Source organism: Lentilactobacillus kefiri, from assembly GCF_007989105.1.
Classification (GTDB): domain Bacteria; phylum Bacillota; class Bacilli; order Lactobacillales; family Lactobacillaceae; genus Lentilactobacillus; species Lentilactobacillus kefiri.
This window is the reverse complement of the sequence record NZ_BJVK01000002.1, coordinates 25697-42794: the sequence shown is the minus strand read 5'-3', so window position 1 is coordinate 42794 and position 17098 is coordinate 25697. Positions and strand designations below refer to the sequence as shown.

The window sequence follows — 17098 nt, the reverse complement described above, 5'->3', positions numbered from 1 at the left end:
CGGATTTATAAAACAAATAATCGCCACTTTTCGATCTTAACGATGATCAAAAGTGACGATTTTTTATTTTGCTCTGGTTAAACTAACGGTCAGCACATTATCTTTAGTGGTATTGTAACTGGCTAGAATGCCGTTCACCGCATCAGACGCCGGTCCATGGCTGGCAGTCGACCGATGATACGTATTGATCCATGTTCCAAGGGCTTCCATTCCAAACTCAAACCCTTCAAATACCCGCATGTAGGCCAATGACTGTGGCTTAGGCGTCACAATCGTAATTTTCTCAACCCGTTGATCTTTGATATCCATTGTTAAGTGAATTTCTGCAGTATCGAAGAATACTTGGTTGCCATCGTTAGTGTTCGTTGGCAGTTTATATTCCGGCAATTGAATATTAGCATTGTACACCCGCGATACATATTCATAAGTCCCCAAATCATCTTTGCCAAGTTCGCGTGTCAAATTAGTCCCCTCCTGAATGTGACCAGTAACTTAATAGTTCATAAGATGATTATATATTGATTTAGCCAGACGTGGTGGAAATTAGCTTTCAAAAAAGACGACTCTCAAATAGAGAATCGTCTTAATTCATTTTAATATTTAACAACTTTAACGAACTTGTTATTAGCGGTAATGTAGCCGCCTTTTACGACGTAACGTTTGGTACCAGATTTGGTAATTGACCCTTCATGGCTGAAAGTATAACGTTTGATGGTTAACTTCTGCCCTTTCTTGAAGTGGCCGTTCCGCTGGGTCAGGTTGGCAGTCTTGTATCGGTTGATGTGCTTTTTGACAACCAATTGTTTTGCCTGCTTGTGTTTGCCCATCTGAACCAACTTCCGGTTACCGGTAATGTAGTGACCGTTACTTAATAGATAACGAGTGGTTAAATTATGGGTCACAAACCCTTTCACTTTGAGAATCGTGCCTTGCTTATAGTTCTTCACTTTGCCGGTCAGGTTAACCTTCGTGTACTCATTGACACCTCGTGGATTAATCACCGTCAAAGTTGAATGCTTGCTTTGGTAGTAAACTGGACGGACATATTCATAATTTGTCGTAATGTAACCTGTCCAACCATCGGTTTTACTCAAATGGTTGACGTCACGAACTTTATAACGCAGTCGTCCTTCATCGGAACGGGCGTAATCCGTAACCACAAACATTGGTCTGAACACCCGCGGCTTCTTAACATAACCGGATTTCCGTTCAGCTTTCTTGAAGGTTGGATTCTGATACAGATAAATCTTCTTCAAGGAGTATACGGCCATCCCTTTTTTGGCAATTTTACCTGGTTCCACGTCGGTTCCATCAGGTTCCGGAGTTGGAGTGACCGGCGTAACTGGTGTCACTGGGGTTACCGGAGTGACTGGAACGACAGGAACAACTGGAATGACTGGGGTTGTCTTCTTGTTGTAGTAGTAATTAACGGGATCGTTTTTAGCCGCAAACGTGCCTTTGGTATTAGCCGGGAGACGACCTTTGTTTAGCTGATAAGTCACCCCATCAACAGTAATTGTCTCCAAGTGATACTTGGCACCAACTTCATACGGATCACCGATTTTCCCATCAATTGAATCGGTTTTAAGGGTCTTGCCGCCATCTTCGTTAATATAGTTAATCGGCAAGGAGGCTTTTTCAATCGGTGTGCTTGACTTCTTGTAGTAATAATTGACTGGTTCGTTGGTCTTGCTGAAAGTTCCTTTGGTATTAGTTGGCAGCTTATCTTTAATCAAATCATAGGTAACGCCATCAACAGTCAGTGTATCAAGTTGGTATTTGGCATCCACCTGGTATTCATCGCCAACATTTCCCTTAATGGCATCAGTTTTGAGGACTTGCTGATTTTCCTCATTAATATACTTGATGGGAACTGACGCTTCCTCAACTGGTGCTGCTTTCTTCTTGTAGTAATATTTCACATCTTCATTGGTTTTGGCAAATTTGCCGGTCGCATTCTTTGGCAGGTTGGTCTTATTCAACTCATAGGTGACACCATCTTCGGTGATCGTGTCCAGTTGATACTTGCCGCCTGCGTCATAGTCTTCGCCAACTTTTCCTTCGACTTTGTCTGTCTTAATCGTCTTTTGACTGTCTTCATCAATATATTGGATGTTAACCAAAGCATCTTCAACCGGTGGAACATCCTTTTTAGAATAATAAACACTAATGGTTGAATCGGCATTTAAAACACCTTTCACCGTTGGTTTATCAGCGTTATATCCGGAAATAACAGGAGAATCAATTTCATAAGTTCCGGCCCCATCAGCTTTATATGGGTCGGCCATTACTTTGTCAGTTCCTTGCTCCAGATAATTAATCGTCAAGTGATATTCGGTAATCGGTTCGTAAACAAAGACCAGCGGATTTCCAACTGGAGTAGGCATTGAGGCTGTCGAGTATGCTTGAGCTATCCCTGATGTAAAGTCAGCTGCAATCATGCCGCCCTGAGTCGCCTTAACTGTCACAACATCACTCTTCTTTGTGCCTGACATTCCAGCACCGGTGATCTTGCTATAATCAAATACCATATACATTTGTCGGGTATTATTAGTATCAATCACTTTTTGATAAAGGGTTGTATACCGATTGATCTGTGAGGAAGTCCACTTATCCGAAGGAGTTGTAGCAGTCGTATTATTAATTAAAAATTTGTGCTCATTGTTCATATATGGCACTCTAATAATCCGATATCCTGAAATAGTTGGGTAGTCCACTTCTACATACGTGCCGGAATGCCCAGAAATTGTTTGTGATGGTGCCAGTTCATTTCCTTTGGCATCCACAAATTTTGCAGGAACCCCCGTCAGAAATTCCAAGGAACCTGCGGTGCTTGAAAATTGGGAAGAGCCCCGATTGTAGGATAATTGGATTTTGTCTCCCAACCAGGAGAAAGTCATGCCACCAGCATGATATTCCCAGTTGGCATTAAATTCCGTGGACCCTGGAGCGGGAACCGAGACTGTGTTGATTAATTTCCGGGATTCATCCACTTGATGAATATAGGCAGTCTGATTGTCTTTGGACCAGCCGACCATAAAGGCAGTGCTCCCACTGTAATAGCCGTAATTGATGACCTCACCTGGAACTTGTGGGTCAATAAAGTCATTCTCATTAATACTCCCTGAGACACTAGAAATTGTTTGGGAGCCAACTTTTGCGTTTTTTCCCATTGGATTAGCTAATTTTCCATCAACATAAATTGGTGCCTGATGGTAGGTGCTTCCGCTATAGAAGTTTGTGTTTGCCGCATCCGTGTGCTGTTTAGGATCAATTGTCGGATTATTGGTCTTGTCGGCAGGGTCGGGTGCCTTAACAATTTTGGTTGGTGTAACAATTGTGCCATCAGCGTCGGCGGTAACATCATTAGTAGACGCAGCTTGAACCACAGATGTCACCATTTGAACATTCCTGCTTTGGTTCATCGTCATTATTCCCATTATGGATGTCATCCCCAAAACGAACATCCCCAAGTATTTAGCGATTTTCAACTAATCTCCCCCTTTTGGATGATATTTCATCCGTCAAACACGTGACATATTAATAGCTTGTTTTTATTGATGATTGCGCTTACATTTTTTAAAATGGCAATAATTTGGATTTATCATTGAACCACCTCTGTTAGAATAAGTCCCAATTAATTAGTGGAACAGTTATAGAAACTATTACCTATTCCTACATCTTTATTTTACAGGAATTGACAACATTTGTGGGGTATTTTGACTCGGTTCTTACCTGTTAATTTCGATCAAAAAAAGTCCGCTCTCAAAATTTTGAGAGTGGACTTTATAACTGCTGATTAACTATAAAGATCACTTAACTTTTTCTGAACATCCGGATGATTAATGAACTCATCATAACTGATATCAGCCTTATCGATAACGCCGTTATTGGACACTTCGATAATGTGATTGGCAATTGTCTGAATGAACTCATGATCATGGGAAGTGAAAATGATGGAGCCTGGGAATCCAACCAAAGCTTCGTTCAAAGCAGTGATTGATTCCAAATCCAAATGGTTGGTTGGATCATCCATGAGTAATGTATTACCCTTTTGGAGCATCATCTTGGATAACACACACCGAACTTTTTCGCCACCGGATAAGACGTTAACCTCTTTGTTCACGTCATCCCCAGAGAATAACATTCTCCCAAGAAATCCGCGCAGGAAGGCATCATCGTCGCTCCCCTTTTCGGCAAATTGGCGCAGCCAGTCAATAATCCGCTGGTCGTTATGATTGAACTCCGAAGCAAAGTCTTTCATCAATGAAGATATTTCAACAGTTTGGCCCCATTTAATTTCACCTGTATCAGGCTTAATTACCCCAGCCAAAATCTGCATCAAAGTTGTGGTTGCCAAGTCATTTCGGCTGACCAAAGCAGTTTTATCTCCTGGTCTTAACGTAAATGTGACGTTGTCTAAAATCTTAACCCCGTCAATTGATTTGGAAACATTATCCACCCGCAACAAGTCGTTCCCCAAAGGCCGGTTCTCTTCAAATTTAATGAATGGATACTTTCTTGAAGATGGCTTAATGTCATCCAGTGAAATCTTTTCGAGTTGCTTCTTACGGGAAGTGGCCTGCTTTGACTTGGAAGCGTTGGCGCTGAATCGATCCACAAAGGCTTGGAGTTCTTTAATCTTGTCTTCCTTCTTGGCGTTTGAATCTGCCTTCATTTTGGCAGCCAATTGGCTGGACTGAAGCCAGAAATCATAGTTTCCAACGTACATCCGAATTTCACCAAAGTCGACATCACACATCATCGTACAAGTCTGGTTCAGGAAATGACGGTCATGAGAGACAATAATCGTAATCTTGGAATAGTCAGCCAGAAAGTTTTCCAGCCATTCAATACTATAAACATCAAGTCCGTTGGTTGGCTCATCCAACAACAAAATGTCGGGTTCACCAAACAAAGCTCGGGCCAAAAGTACTTTAACTTTTTGGCCTTCGGTTAATTCGCTCATCAGCTCTTGATGTAGTTCTTCTGGAATATCCAGTGACTGTAATAACTGCGACGCATCGGATTCGGCGTTCCAGCCATCCAGTTCAGCAAATTCCGCTTCCAAATTGGCAGCTTGAATGCCATCTTCATCAGAAAAGTCAGCCTTGGCATACAAGGCATCCTTTGCTTCCATGACATCGGCCAAATGTTTATAGCCTTGAATCACGGTCTGCATGACGGTCTGATCTTCAAAGCCATAATGGTCCTGGCTCAAGCTTGAGATCCGCTCGTTCTTATCTACGTGAATTTCACCCGTTGAAGGGGCCAAATCACCTCGAAGCAACTTCAAGAAAGTTGATTTACCGGCACCATTTGCGCCGATTACGCCATAACAGTTGCCTTGGGTGAACTTTAAATTCACATCGTCATAAAGTTTTTTACCTGAGAGTTGTAATCCCATGTTTTGAATTGTAATCATTAAATGTATTCCTCACTGTTCTGCTGAAACGTGTTCACCAAGCCAGCTTCTTCCGCTTAGTCCAATAACGGTCTTCAACGCAAACCCGGCGTTAAAAACCGTTATTACACTAATGCTCGGAAGCTAAACGGCTTGATTCACACTCTACCAAAAAAGCCAGGGCTTCTTTCGTCCTGACCAACACAAGTCTCATAAATATATCATATTAAGGGACTATAAACAACTAGACTTCGCCCAGATTGTTGAAATATTCAACCTTAATATCATCATCAGTAATAATGAGTTTGGTGACACTGCCGTTTTTGGTTGCAACACCCAGATCCAGCTTAGGCGCATATCGATCAACAATTGAACGGATCGTCATACCATGTGACACAATTAAGATATCTTCACCATCATGGGTATTTTGACGAATCTTATCAAAGCCATGATCCAAGCGCTCCCAAAACATTGCGTTATTTTCAGCATTATTATACAGATCGGCGCGGTGAATTAAATCACGGGCACGTTCAAGGCCAAAGTTCTGTAAAACTTCTTTTTCAGTCGTTTCTTGAACCTGGGCACCAACAAACTGCCACATTTGATTAAGATCGTTTCCTTCAAAATAACCGTGAAATTGTTCTCGTAATTCGGGATATTGGTAACTGACTATGTTCATGTTGTGCGGATTGGCCTTCATAATAATCTTGCCGGTATCAATTGCCCGACCTGAATCACTGGTAAATGAAGCAGCAAAGTTAATCTTGGAGAGTCGTTCCCCAGCACTTTTGGCATCTTGAATTCCCTTTTCAGTGAGTGGAGAATCAATCCATCCCTGAACTTTATTATATAAATTCAAGTAAGTTTGTCCGTGCCGAACCATGTAAGCAGTAACCTTTGTCAAAAAATCATCCCATTTCTCAAAAATTTGCTTTCACATACCCTCAGTATAGCGGATCGAGTATCGTTTAGCATTAAAAGAAACTTCGAATTTAAAAAGGCCTCGTAATGAACTCATACTCCTGTAAGTCCACCAACGAAACCTTTTAATTTATATATTAATGATGCGGATACTGATGCCCAATCTCATACACCATTTCAGGTTCCTGGCTGATCCGGGTATTCCGGTTCAAACCATCGACCTGCTTCATTTCATCTGCACTCAACTCAAAGTCATAAATGTCAGCGTTCTGCTTAATCCGTTCTGGATGCACTGACTTGGGAATAAAGGCATCCCCACGTTGGAAGTGCCATCTCAAAATGACTTGAGCGGCTGACTTGCCATGTTTGGCAGCAATCCCGGTAATCACGGGATCATCAAAGATCCGACCGCGACCAAGTGGTGCCCAAGCCTGAGTAACTATGTGATTTTCACGGTCAAAGTCAATCATGGCTTTCTGTGACAAGTACGGGTGAACTTCCAATTGGTTAACAACCGGCATTTCATTCGCTTTGGTGGCCAAATACTGCAGGTGCAGCATGCCATAGTTGCTGGTTGCAATCGACTTGACCAAGCCCTGTTCTTTGAGGCTCTCAAATGCCCGCCAAGTTTCAAAGAAATGGGTGTGGATTGGCCAGTGGACCATTAACATGTCAACGTAGTCCAACTGTAATTTCTTCAATGATTCTTCAAATGAAGACATAACCTTGTCATATCCTTGGTTGTCTTCGGCAATCTTAGTGGTAATAAAGACATCATCACGAGGAACATCAAGCTCTTTGATTGCTTTACCAACCGCTGCTTCATTACCATACATCTGAGCGGTGTCAAACAGCCGATAGCCATCAGAATAAGCTGATTTGACCGACTTAATCAACTCATCTTCATCGGTCATCCGGTAAACACCAAGACCTTCTTGGGGCATTGTATGGCCATCTGCTAATTTAATTCTGCTGCTAATATTTTCTTTACTCATCAAAATCCTCCACGTTATTTTAAATTTTTAATGACTCTGGCAGGATTTCCGCCAATCAAAACGTTATCACCAAAAGACTTGGTGACAACAGCGCCTGCTGCAATTATAACATTATCTCCTAAAGTGACGCCGGGCACAATAATGGCACCGCCACCGGCCCAAAAGTTATCGCCAATTGTCACGTCCGCAGGATACTCGTACCCCGCCTTGCGATCATCCACATCAAGCGGATGATTAACTGAGAAGATTTGAACATTTGGCCCCAGCAAAGCGTTGTCACCAATCGTAATCTTACCAACATCAATGAAGGTACAGCCATAATTGGCAAAAAAGTTCTCACCAACAGAAACCGTATAACCATAATCACACTGAAACGGAGATTGGATATCAACTTTTTTACCGGTGTGTTTAAACATCTTTTTAATAATCTGACTGCCTTGCTTCGGATCCTCTCGAGCAACCCGGTTAAATTGATCCACAAGCAATCGATTGGTTCGACGATCCTCAGCCAGTTCATCACTAATGTTCAGGTACTTCTCCCCAGCCAACATTTTCTCTTTTTCAGTGCGCATTATCGATTTTCCTCCTATATAAACAGCTATGTACAAAATGAGGTCGAGGCAAAAGCAAATTTGTCTCAACCTCATTTTAATTTTGATTAAGTTCCATTATAACTCTCTCGGAACTTGATTATTGGAACTTTGTGGTGAGTAATCTCTCAGGGTTACTCGAACATCAATTACTTGATGTCGTTAAATGTCAATCCAAACATAGTAGCTAAGTCTTGGATTTGAGTTTCGTTAGCAGCAAATGTCAAGACAGTGTGGTGTCCACCACCATCATGAATCCATTGAGTAGCACCATGCTTCAAGCCCATCTTTGGAGTCCACATTTGTTTTGCAACTGGAAGATGTGGAGTTGGCTTTGGAGCTTTGTGTCCTTCAACAGCATATCCGATCATACGGTATTCAGTACCGAAGTCAGAAATGGTGATGTCCATTGCGTCGCCTTCACGACCAGTAAATACCAGACGTGCAGGATCAGCTTTACCACCGATGTCCAATGGGTGAACTTCAACACGAGGCTTGTCACTGGCAATACCAGGGTCAACTTCAAGCATGTGTGATCCAAGGATAGCTTCCTTACCCTTTTGTAATTCAAGAGTGTAGTCTTCCATGAATGCAGTAGCTTGATTATGAGTCAAGATCTTAACTAAGCGGTCAAGAGCGGCTGTCTTCCAGTCACCTTCGGCACCGAAACCATAACCTTCGTCCATAAGCAATTGAGCTGCAAGACCAGGTAATTGTTCCAAACCATAAAGGTCTTCGAAGTTGGTAGTGAATGCTGAGTAGTTACCTTTGTCCAAGAAGTTCTTGATTCCGAAGTATTCACGGATTTGGTAACGAACTGAATGTTCGTACTTGTCTTTGTCATTGTCGCCTTGTACAAATTCATACTTGTCTTGTAATTCTTTGTACTTCTTGTCAATGTCACTTTCAGAAACAGCGTTAACTGATTCTACCAAGTCACCAAGTGCGAAGTAATCAACGGTCCAGCCAAATTGGATTTGAGCTTCAACTTTGTCACCTTCAGTAACAGCAACGTTACGCATGTTATCACCGAAACGAGCAACCTTGATCTTGAAGCTTTCGTCATAAGCAACTGCGACATCTTCCCAGTCAGCAATTTCGTCTTGGACTTCTGGATCTCCCCACCAGCCGTAAACGATCTTGTTGTGTTTTTGAAGACGAGCATTGATAAAGCCGTATTCACGGTCACCATGAGCACTTTGGTTAAGGTTCATGTAGTCAAAGTCGATAGTGTCATATGGAATGTGATCCAAGTATTGAGTTGCCAAGTGAAGTAATGGCTTTTGCAATAACTTAGTACCACGGATCCAGTTTTTAGCTGGTGAGAATGTGTGCATCCAAGTAATAACACCGGCTACTTTATCATTGTAGTTAACATCTTTCATTAACTGAGTGATGCTGTCAGCAGTGGTGGCAACCATCTTGAACACGATTGGGTAAGGAAGCTTCTTTGAAGCATTCAACTTATCAACCATGTCTCGGGCATCTTTTTCAACGGACTTTAATTGTTCTTCTCCGTAAAGATGTTGACTACCAGTAACAAACCAAAATTCATAATCAGGTACTTGTAACATAGTTTTCTCTCCTCTTGATGATTTATTAATTTTTAGACGAATGGTCTAAAATTGGTTAACTATTTTGTAGCATCTGTCGAAACACTTTCTCCAGAAGCTTTGTGCAAGTCAAGTTCGATCTCTTCAAGTGATTTACCACGAGTTTCAAGGAACTTGCTGTGGCATACCCAAATGGCAATTCCACAGATTACTGCGTAGAACAGGAAGGCATTGTCCAATCCCCATGAGCTAAGCATCATTGGGAATGTTAATGAAACAACCATGTCGGCCAACCAGTTGGTTGCTGAACAAAGTGATGTTCCCAACCCACGAATGTTCAATGGGAAGACTTCACCAATCAGAACCCAGGTAACTGGTGCCCAAGTTGTTGCATAGAAGGCAATGTAAACAGTAAGTGCAAGAGCACTCACGATAGCGGCAGTGTGTGATCCGTTATCAAACTTAAGAACGGTGTACATAACGATCAATGAAAGACCCATTCCTGCAGCACCAAACTCAAGCATCTTCTTACGATCAACTTTATCCATAAGCAGCATAGCAACAACAGTAACAGCAACGTTAACAACACCAATTCCGATATGGGCAAGTAATGCGGCGATAACTCCCCAGCCAACATCGGTAAAGATTGTTGGTGCATAGAAGATAACACTGTTACTACCAATAACTTGCTGGAAGATGGCAACGCCAAGTCCGGTAATCAATGCTGGACGAACGCCCTTACCAAATAATTCTTTCCAGCCGCCAACTGGTGCCTTGGCAGTTTCTTCAATTTCGCTAAGTGCAGTGTCAACAGCTTTGGTATCATGTTTGTTGGTGTCCATCAGAACTTCGCGGGCTTCATCAGTATGACCAATCTTAACTAAGAATCGAGGACTTTCCGGAAGGAAAAGGGCTCCGACGAAAAGAATGAAAGCAGGTAAAGCAGCGAATCCTAACATCCAACGCCAGCCAGTGTACATATGAGCAAATGAGTAGTTCAAAATGTAGGCTAACAAAATACCAATCATGATCATCAACTGAAACATTGTTGCAACGGCACCATGCATGCTCTTAGGAGCAAGTTCGTGCAGATAAGCAGGAATCAATGCTGATGTAATACCAACACCAATACCTAAGACAACACGCGTTCCAACTAAGATTTCAAAGTTAGGCGCAAATCCTGAAGTGATAGCTCCAATAAAGAAGATAATTGAAGCCCAAATCAACAACTTACGACGTCCGTAAGTATCCAAAAACTTACTAGTTGCCAGCGCACCAATAATCGCACCGATTAAAACTGAACTAACAACCCAACCTTGTTCCCATGGTCCTAAGTGAAGTTGTTTTTCAATAAACAGAATTGCACCAGAAACTGACGCAATATCGTAACCAAAAAGCAAACCACCTAAGGCACCAAATGTATAGATAAAGCCATTATTTGTGACCTTTTTCAAAACGAGCACCCCATTCGTAAATTTTATATTAAAAAATGTATTGCAAAAACTCCGTGCGCACTGTAAACGGTTTCTGACATCGCTTACAAAAAGAGCATAAAATATTTATACGCATAAATCAAGATATATTTGATTTGTTAGCACAAAATTTTTACGGAAAATAAAACACGGATGGGATAGTCCGCGGTGTGTCACCCCCTTTCATGGGAAATGAACATACTAAATTATTGTGTGACGTATGTTAAATACTTTTTGTTGATCCTCTGACAACCAATTTGGAGTCCAAAATTTTTGAACCGCCATCCTTGCCGTCAAGCATATCCAAGAGTAGTTGAGCAGCAGTATGACCCATTTTACGTTTGGGATGAATCATCGTTGTCAATGTCGGATCTATATACTGTGAAATTTGATAATCATCAAATCCGGCAACTGAAATCTGATCGGGAACTGCAATGCCTTCCTTACTTAACATGCCAATCACTTCAATGGCAAGCTGATCGTTATAACAAACGATCGCAGTTGGCAATGCGTTCATCTCTACTTTAACCCGGGTCTTAATCTTCTCCAGCACATCATTAATGTCGTCGCTGGAACGATACATCATAATGTCGCCGGAAGTTGAAACGTTCGGATGCGTTTGATAAGACTTGATAAATCCGTTCATTCGGTGAACACCTTGAAGATCATCAACTTGGAAGACACCTAAAACTCGTTCGTGTCCGTGATCCAGTAAGTAGTCAACCAGTGTCTTTTCAGCTTCGGTATCATTGGTCTCCACATATGGGAAACTCAACTGCGGATAATGCGCGTTGATAAAGACGGCCGGTTTCCCCGAATCAACGATCATTTGATAGACGTCCAGGTTCGGGTTGTCCAACGTACTTCTGGTTGGTTCTATAATAAATCCTACGACGTCATTATCCAACATATTTAATAAATTATGACGTTCTTTTTCATATTCATCATGGGTATTACCAATCAAGATCGAGAGTCCCTCGTCGGAAATGACCTGATCAATCCCACTAATGATGCTTGGAAAAATATAATTTGCAATGTGGGTCGTGACAACGCCTACATTTTGGTTCGAGCGATCAGACGAAACTTTCTTGTTAATCCAATCATTGACGTACATCCCACCGCCTTGAACCCGGTAAATATATCCTTCATGTTCCAAATCGCCAACGGCTCGGCGAATGGTGTATCGGCTGACTTTGTACTTTGCCATCAATTCGGACTCGGTAGGGATCTTATCGTTAATTTTATATTTGCCGTTGATAATGTTCGACTTAATATTCTTTTTAACCATCACATACTTCGTTTCCATGACACTAATCCCCCTCGCTCAAATTTTGGTACTATTCAGTCAACATTAACAATCCATATGTAATGAACACGCATACAATTGCCCAGACAATAAAATGATGGTTAGGCTTTGATTGATCTTTACGGGCAAATTCATACATTCCCATGAAAATAAAAACAATAATCAATAAATCTGTAATTCCTGATAAAACATACAATAAAGTTTTCATTAGAGACCCTTTCGCAATTCGATAAACAACTCCAGTAATAAAAATATCATACTTTGCTGAAAATTAATATAGAATTATACGGATAAATTAAATAATTGGTATTGCATCACCGTACAAAAACATATTATAATACATATAAAAGCGGTTTCAAACCACAATTTATTTTTACGAGGAGATTTAATATATGAATACCAAGAAAGAATTGTTCGATAAATTAGATGGACAAGACATTGAAAAGTTCACGATTACCAATGATCACAACGTTTCTGTTTCAGCAATCACCTACGGTGCAACCTTGGAAGAATTCAACATTCCAGGTCCCGACGGCAAGCCAACAAATATTTTGGTCAGTGCCCCAAGCAGTAAAGAATTACAGGATAACCAATACTTCTGCCAAGCTATTGGAAGAACTGCCGGCCGAATTACTAATGGAACTTTCAAGATCAAAGGCAAAGAATATCACGTTGATTCAAACGAAGGAACAACCACATTGCATGGTGGCCCTCACGGATTCAACACCCAGATTTGGGATGGATCATTCGACGGTGACACAATTGTCTTCACCAAACACATCGACTCTTCTGAGGATTCATTCCCCGGCAACATTGACGTTAAGATTACATTCTCACTTAACAATGACAATGAATTAACCGCAACTTACAGCGCCAAGAGTGACGCCGACACCTTGTTCAACCCAACTCAACACACATACTTCAACTTAAGTGAAGGAAACAGTATCAACGGCCAATCACTTCAAATCAATGCGGATCACTATTTGGAATTGAACAAAGACAAGACCCCCACTGGCAAGAAAGTTGCTGTTGACGATACACCGTACGACTTCCGTGACAACGAGAACTTGAAGGTTGGAATTGCCGACATGAAGGCTGAAGTTGGTCACAGTTACGATGAAGTCTTTGAAATCAATGATCATAAAGAAGACGAACCAATTGCCAAATTGTCAGATCCAGAAACCGGCCGCAGCGTTGCGATCAGCTCAGCACGAAATGCACTGGTTGTCTTCACTCCTGATGATTTAACCGGTACCAACTATCTCCGTGGCCAAGGCGGTCCTTACATGGCAGTTGCTTTGGAAGCTCAAAACCTTCCGGACACTCCTAACCATGAAGGCTTTGGTGATGTAACATTGCCAGCTGGTGAAGAGAAGACTTATTCAATTAAATACAAAGTCGAATTTTAATTAATTCGTTCGCATAAGATAAACCAAAAGAACCTAATAATGAGCAATACCCCCAAAGTTAAAGTAACAGCTTCGGGGGTATTGCTCATTTTGCATAAAAAGTGTTTTTACTTTTATCTAGGCATCGTCGATCTGTCTTTGAAGACTTGCTTCTTGTCGATGTAAATCTTTAATGGTATCTTGGATCTCTTCCAAAGTTTCGCCACTATTGCTGTATCCTTTGTACATTGCCGTCATGTAATCGACGTCCTCATACTGCTCAGAAGTCCATCTCTTCACAACTCATGAACATATTTCTCGATAATTTTGCCGAAAAAATGGCCGATCAACTCAAAAAGTCGACCGGCCATTTTCAAATCAAAATTAAAGTTCTTTTGCCACATCCCGTACCATTGCCAATTCCTCATTAGCTGGAATCAACAAGATCCGTGCGGATGAATCTTTCATGCCCAGATCACCGGGCTTTTCTGCTTCATTTAACTTGCCATCCAACTTGATTCCAAAGATCTCAAGTTTCTGGCAGACCTGCTCACGAACCCACTGGTCATGCTCACCAATACCACCAGAGAAGACAATGGCATCAACGCCACCCAATTCGGTGATGTAGCTGGCAGCATACTTTACAGTGCGGTTAACGAACATATCCAGGGCTAATTTAGCCCGATCAGCATCCGAATCCTCCAAATCACGCATATCAGAGGAGACCCCGGAAACGCCCAGCATGCCTGAACGCTTGTTGAACATGTCAATGACTTCATCAGCGCTGGCACCCATCTCTTTCATAAAGAATGGTACCAGGGCTGGATCGATATCTCCCGAACGTGTCCCCATAACGAGCCCGTTCATCGGTGTAAAGCCCATTGAGGTATCGTAACACTTGCCAGCCTTTTCAGCAGCCACAGAAGCTCCTGAGCCCAAATGCAGGGTGACTAATTTGGCTTTTTTGTTGCCAAGGATTTCCTGTGCTCGCTGGGTGAGAAAGCCATGATTAATACCGTGTTCACCATAACGGCGGATATTAAATTTCTCTGTCAATTCATATGGAATTCCATAAATTGCATTAACTTCCGGAACATCCTTAAAGAAGGCACTGTCAAAGATTGCATACTGATCTGTGTCAGGAAGAATTCGACGAAGAATCTCGATATACTCAGCTTCTACCGGATTGTGAATTGGGGCAATGTCACCCAACTCAACGATTTTTGATAAGCTGTCATCATCAATCTTGGCAACTTTATCAAAGATATTACTTCCGGCAACGACTCGATTACCGATCGCATCGATATCTCTTAAACGATCAATGATACCTAAATCTTTCAGGCTATTCCGCATAATTCCTGCCGAATGTTCATAATTAATCTTGTCTTCTTCACGTTTGTATACCTTGCCATCACCATACTTGATTTTTACCTTTGATCCTGCCATGTTCAGACGCTCAACTTCACCGTCTGCAAGCACCTCTTCCGCCGGCATTTCAAATAACTTAAACTTCAGTGATGAACTTCCTGCATTTACAATCAGAACTTTGGACATTATCAGTACCTCCGTTGTTTTAATTGGATATTTTTCATCAAAATGAAAACGTAACCACAACTAAAAGTATACTATTTGTTTGGAGTTTGTGACAACTTTAGCTATTTTAATTACCAAAAGTTAATCCAATCAAAATGACGCCAGTGGCTTTTATTCCAAATAAAAAAGTTCCAACCTGCATTGCCCCAATTGACATCACAGGTTGAAACTCCTTTTTAGTTATTTATCAATATCCGTAAATTCACGTTGATAGTCCGCAATCCCTTCATATTCCTTTGAAAGGTCACGACTCAACCGCAGATAAATCGGCATTAAGGTTCGGTACCGTTTGAAAACTTCTTCATTTGGCTTATAAACAGTTTCTTTACCCATGTATTTCTTAATGTCTTCAAGGTTGTCTTCCATCCCCAAAGCCATCTTGGCAAGAAACATTGCGGCCAAACTACCGCTTTCATATGATTCGGGAATCACGATATTGTGTTCGAAAATATCTGCCATCATCTGTGTCCAAAGAGTTGACCGGGCAAAACCACCGGCAGCCAAAACCGCCTTGGGTTCGCCGGTAACTTCTTTAAGGGCCAATGTAACAGAATACAGATTGTACATGATCCCTTCCATGACGGCACGAATCATGTGGGCCCGGGTATGCTTGCGGTTAAGGCCAAAGAATGACCCCCGCGCATTGGCATCCCATAATGGTGCCCGTTCACCGCCAAGATATGGATGGAAAATCAAGCCATCTGATCCAGCCGGAACAGTGGCAGCAATCTTCGAAAGCATATCGTACGAATCAATGTTAAGCAGTTTAGCTGCTTCAACTTCACCGCCAAATAATGAGTCATGTGCCCAGTTCAAGACAATTCCACCATTATTGATAGGACCGCCGACCAGGTACTTGCCCTTCATAACCGGGTAGCAGTACAAACGCCCTTTGGGATCAACCCGCGGCTTGTCAACAAAGGTTCTGACAGCTGCTGACGTTCCGATATTAATTGCCAGGACACCAGTTTGAATAGCGCCGACACCAATGGTTGATAAGGCACCATCGGTGGCACCCATGACAAAGTAAACGTCTTTATCAATTCCGATGACTTTGGCATATTCTGATTTGATTCCTTGAAATTTATCAGTCGTTTCGACTAATTCAGGAAGTTGCTTTTCGTTTACGCCGGTTTCTTTGAGGGCTTCTTCATCCCACTGACGAGTTTTCATATTCAGCAAGCCAGTTGCGGCAGCCATTGAAATCTCTTCCTTCAAGACGCCAGTATACTTCCAGATAATATATTCCTTGATTCCAACCCAGTAAGCGGCTTGATCAAAGATCTTTGACTGTTCATTCTTGAAATAAAGCAGCTTGTAGAATGGACCCATTGGATGAACCGGTAACCCGGTCCGTTTGTACATTTCCATTCCACGACCGTTTTGCTTGTACTCAGCAGCGTACTTTTGTGAACGGTTATCTGCCCATGTAAGTGAGCGGGTAAGCGGCTTAAAGTCTTTGTCCAGTGCAATTAAACTGTGTTGCTGTGCCGACCAGGAAATCGCAATTACTTTACCGTCGGTAATATTGGCTTTGGCGACGACTTCCTGCATTGCAGAAACTGTCGCGTTAAAGATCTCATCCGGATCTTCTTCAGCCATGTCAGGTGTGTCCTGATAGAGCGGATAACCTTTATTGGCCTTGCCGTATATTTTTCCATCGGTATCGTAAATCAACGCCTTTGTACTGGTGGTACCAACGTCAATTCCAATAATATAATCCATCATTCATTCTCCGTTTCAGGTTCGTTTCGGACTTGCATATTGCCTAACCGAAACATTTTCGACGGGCCAAACGCCAAACATTCAAGCCCAAAATGATTGAAACCCAAGTTCTGGATTCCAATCATTTTTGACTTACGCAACGTGTTACCCG

Annotated in this window: 14 protein-coding genes; 1 reads left to right on the top strand and 13 read right to left on the bottom strand. The window is 41.9% G+C overall.

Annotated features, from left to right (window positions below; translation table 11 throughout):
• Window positions 1–63 precede the first annotated feature (63 nt).
• The 10 genes from LKE01_RS01075 to LKE01_RS12010 form a co-directional block, all read right to left on the bottom strand.
• Window positions 64–462, bottom strand: a complete 399-nt coding sequence (locus LKE01_RS01075; protein ID WP_054768853.1) for a hypothetical protein — start codon at window positions 460–462, stop codon at window positions 64–66.
• A 131-nt stretch (window positions 463–593) separates the two neighbouring features.
• Window positions 594–3491, bottom strand: coding sequence for a MucBP domain-containing protein (locus LKE01_RS01070; RefSeq protein ID WP_056980951.1), 2898 nt, complete (start codon window positions 3489–3491; stop codon window positions 594–596).
• A 308-nt stretch (window positions 3492–3799) separates the two neighbouring features.
• The gene (locus LKE01_RS01065; protein WP_056980952.1) at window positions 3800–5425 is read right to left on the bottom strand and encodes an ABC-F family ATP-binding cassette domain-containing protein; all 1626 of its coding nucleotides are present in this window, start codon (window positions 5423–5425) and stop codon (window positions 3800–3802) included.
• Between the two features lie 223 nt (window positions 5426–5648).
• The gene (locus tag LKE01_RS01060; RefSeq protein WP_056980953.1) at window positions 5649–6308 is read right to left on the bottom strand and encodes a histidine phosphatase family protein; all 660 of its coding nucleotides are present in this window, start codon (window positions 6306–6308) and stop codon (window positions 5649–5651) included.
• A gap of 154 nt (window positions 6309–6462) precedes the next feature.
• A complete protein-coding gene (locus tag LKE01_RS01055; protein WP_054768855.1) occupies window positions 6463–7320 on the bottom strand; it encodes an aldo/keto reductase in 858 nt (285 codons plus the stop codon).
• A 14-nt stretch (window positions 7321–7334) separates the two neighbouring features.
• The gene (locus LKE01_RS01050; RefSeq protein ID WP_056980954.1) at window positions 7335–7892 is read right to left on the bottom strand and encodes a sugar O-acetyltransferase; all 558 of its coding nucleotides are present in this window, start codon (window positions 7890–7892) and stop codon (window positions 7335–7337) included.
• A gap of 167 nt (window positions 7893–8059) precedes the next feature.
• Window positions 8060–9484, bottom strand: a complete 1425-nt coding sequence (araA, locus tag LKE01_RS01045; protein WP_054768856.1) for an L-arabinose isomerase — start codon at window positions 9482–9484, stop codon at window positions 8060–8062.
• Window positions 9485–9543: 59 nt separating this feature from the next.
• Complete coding sequence (locus LKE01_RS01040) at window positions 9544–10917, bottom strand: sugar porter family MFS transporter (RefSeq protein ID WP_056980955.1); 1374 nt, start codon at window positions 10915–10917, stop codon at window positions 9544–9546.
• 241 nt (window positions 10918–11158) lie between these two features.
• Entirely contained in the window at window positions 11159–12241 is a 1083-nt protein-coding gene (locus LKE01_RS01035) for a GntR family transcriptional regulator (RefSeq protein WP_056980956.1), read from the bottom strand.
• Between the two features lie 31 nt (window positions 12242–12272).
• A complete protein-coding gene (locus LKE01_RS12010) occupies window positions 12273–12449 on the bottom strand; it encodes a hypothetical protein (RefSeq protein ID WP_169790305.1) in 177 nt (58 codons plus the stop codon).
• A 184-nt stretch (window positions 12450–12633) separates the two neighbouring features.
• On the opposite strand from LKE01_RS12010, the gene LKE01_RS01030 reads away from it, so the two are divergent.
• The gene (locus tag LKE01_RS01030; RefSeq protein WP_054768857.1) at window positions 12634–13650 is read left to right on the top strand and encodes an aldose epimerase family protein; all 1017 of its coding nucleotides are present in this window, start codon (window positions 12634–12636) and stop codon (window positions 13648–13650) included.
• 117 nt (window positions 13651–13767) lie between these two features.
• On the opposite strand, the gene LKE01_RS12005 is transcribed toward LKE01_RS01030, so the two are convergent.
• The 3 genes from LKE01_RS12005 to gntK all read right to left on the bottom strand — a co-directional run bounded on the left by LKE01_RS12005 (window position 13768) and on the right by gntK (window position 16947).
• A complete protein-coding gene (locus LKE01_RS12005) occupies window positions 13768–13929 on the bottom strand; it encodes a hypothetical protein (protein WP_169790306.1) in 162 nt (53 codons plus the stop codon).
• 84 nt (window positions 13930–14013) lie between these two features.
• A complete protein-coding gene (locus tag LKE01_RS01025) occupies window positions 14014–15183 on the bottom strand; it encodes an acetate/propionate family kinase (RefSeq protein WP_056980957.1) in 1170 nt (389 codons plus the stop codon).
• Window positions 15184–15402: 219 nt separating this feature from the next.
• Window positions 15403–16947: a gluconokinase gene (gene gntK / locus LKE01_RS01020; RefSeq protein ID WP_054768858.1), complete on the bottom strand. Its 1545-nt coding sequence runs from the start codon at window positions 16945–16947 to the stop codon at window positions 15403–15405.
• Between the last annotated feature and the right edge of the window lie 151 nt (window positions 16948–17098).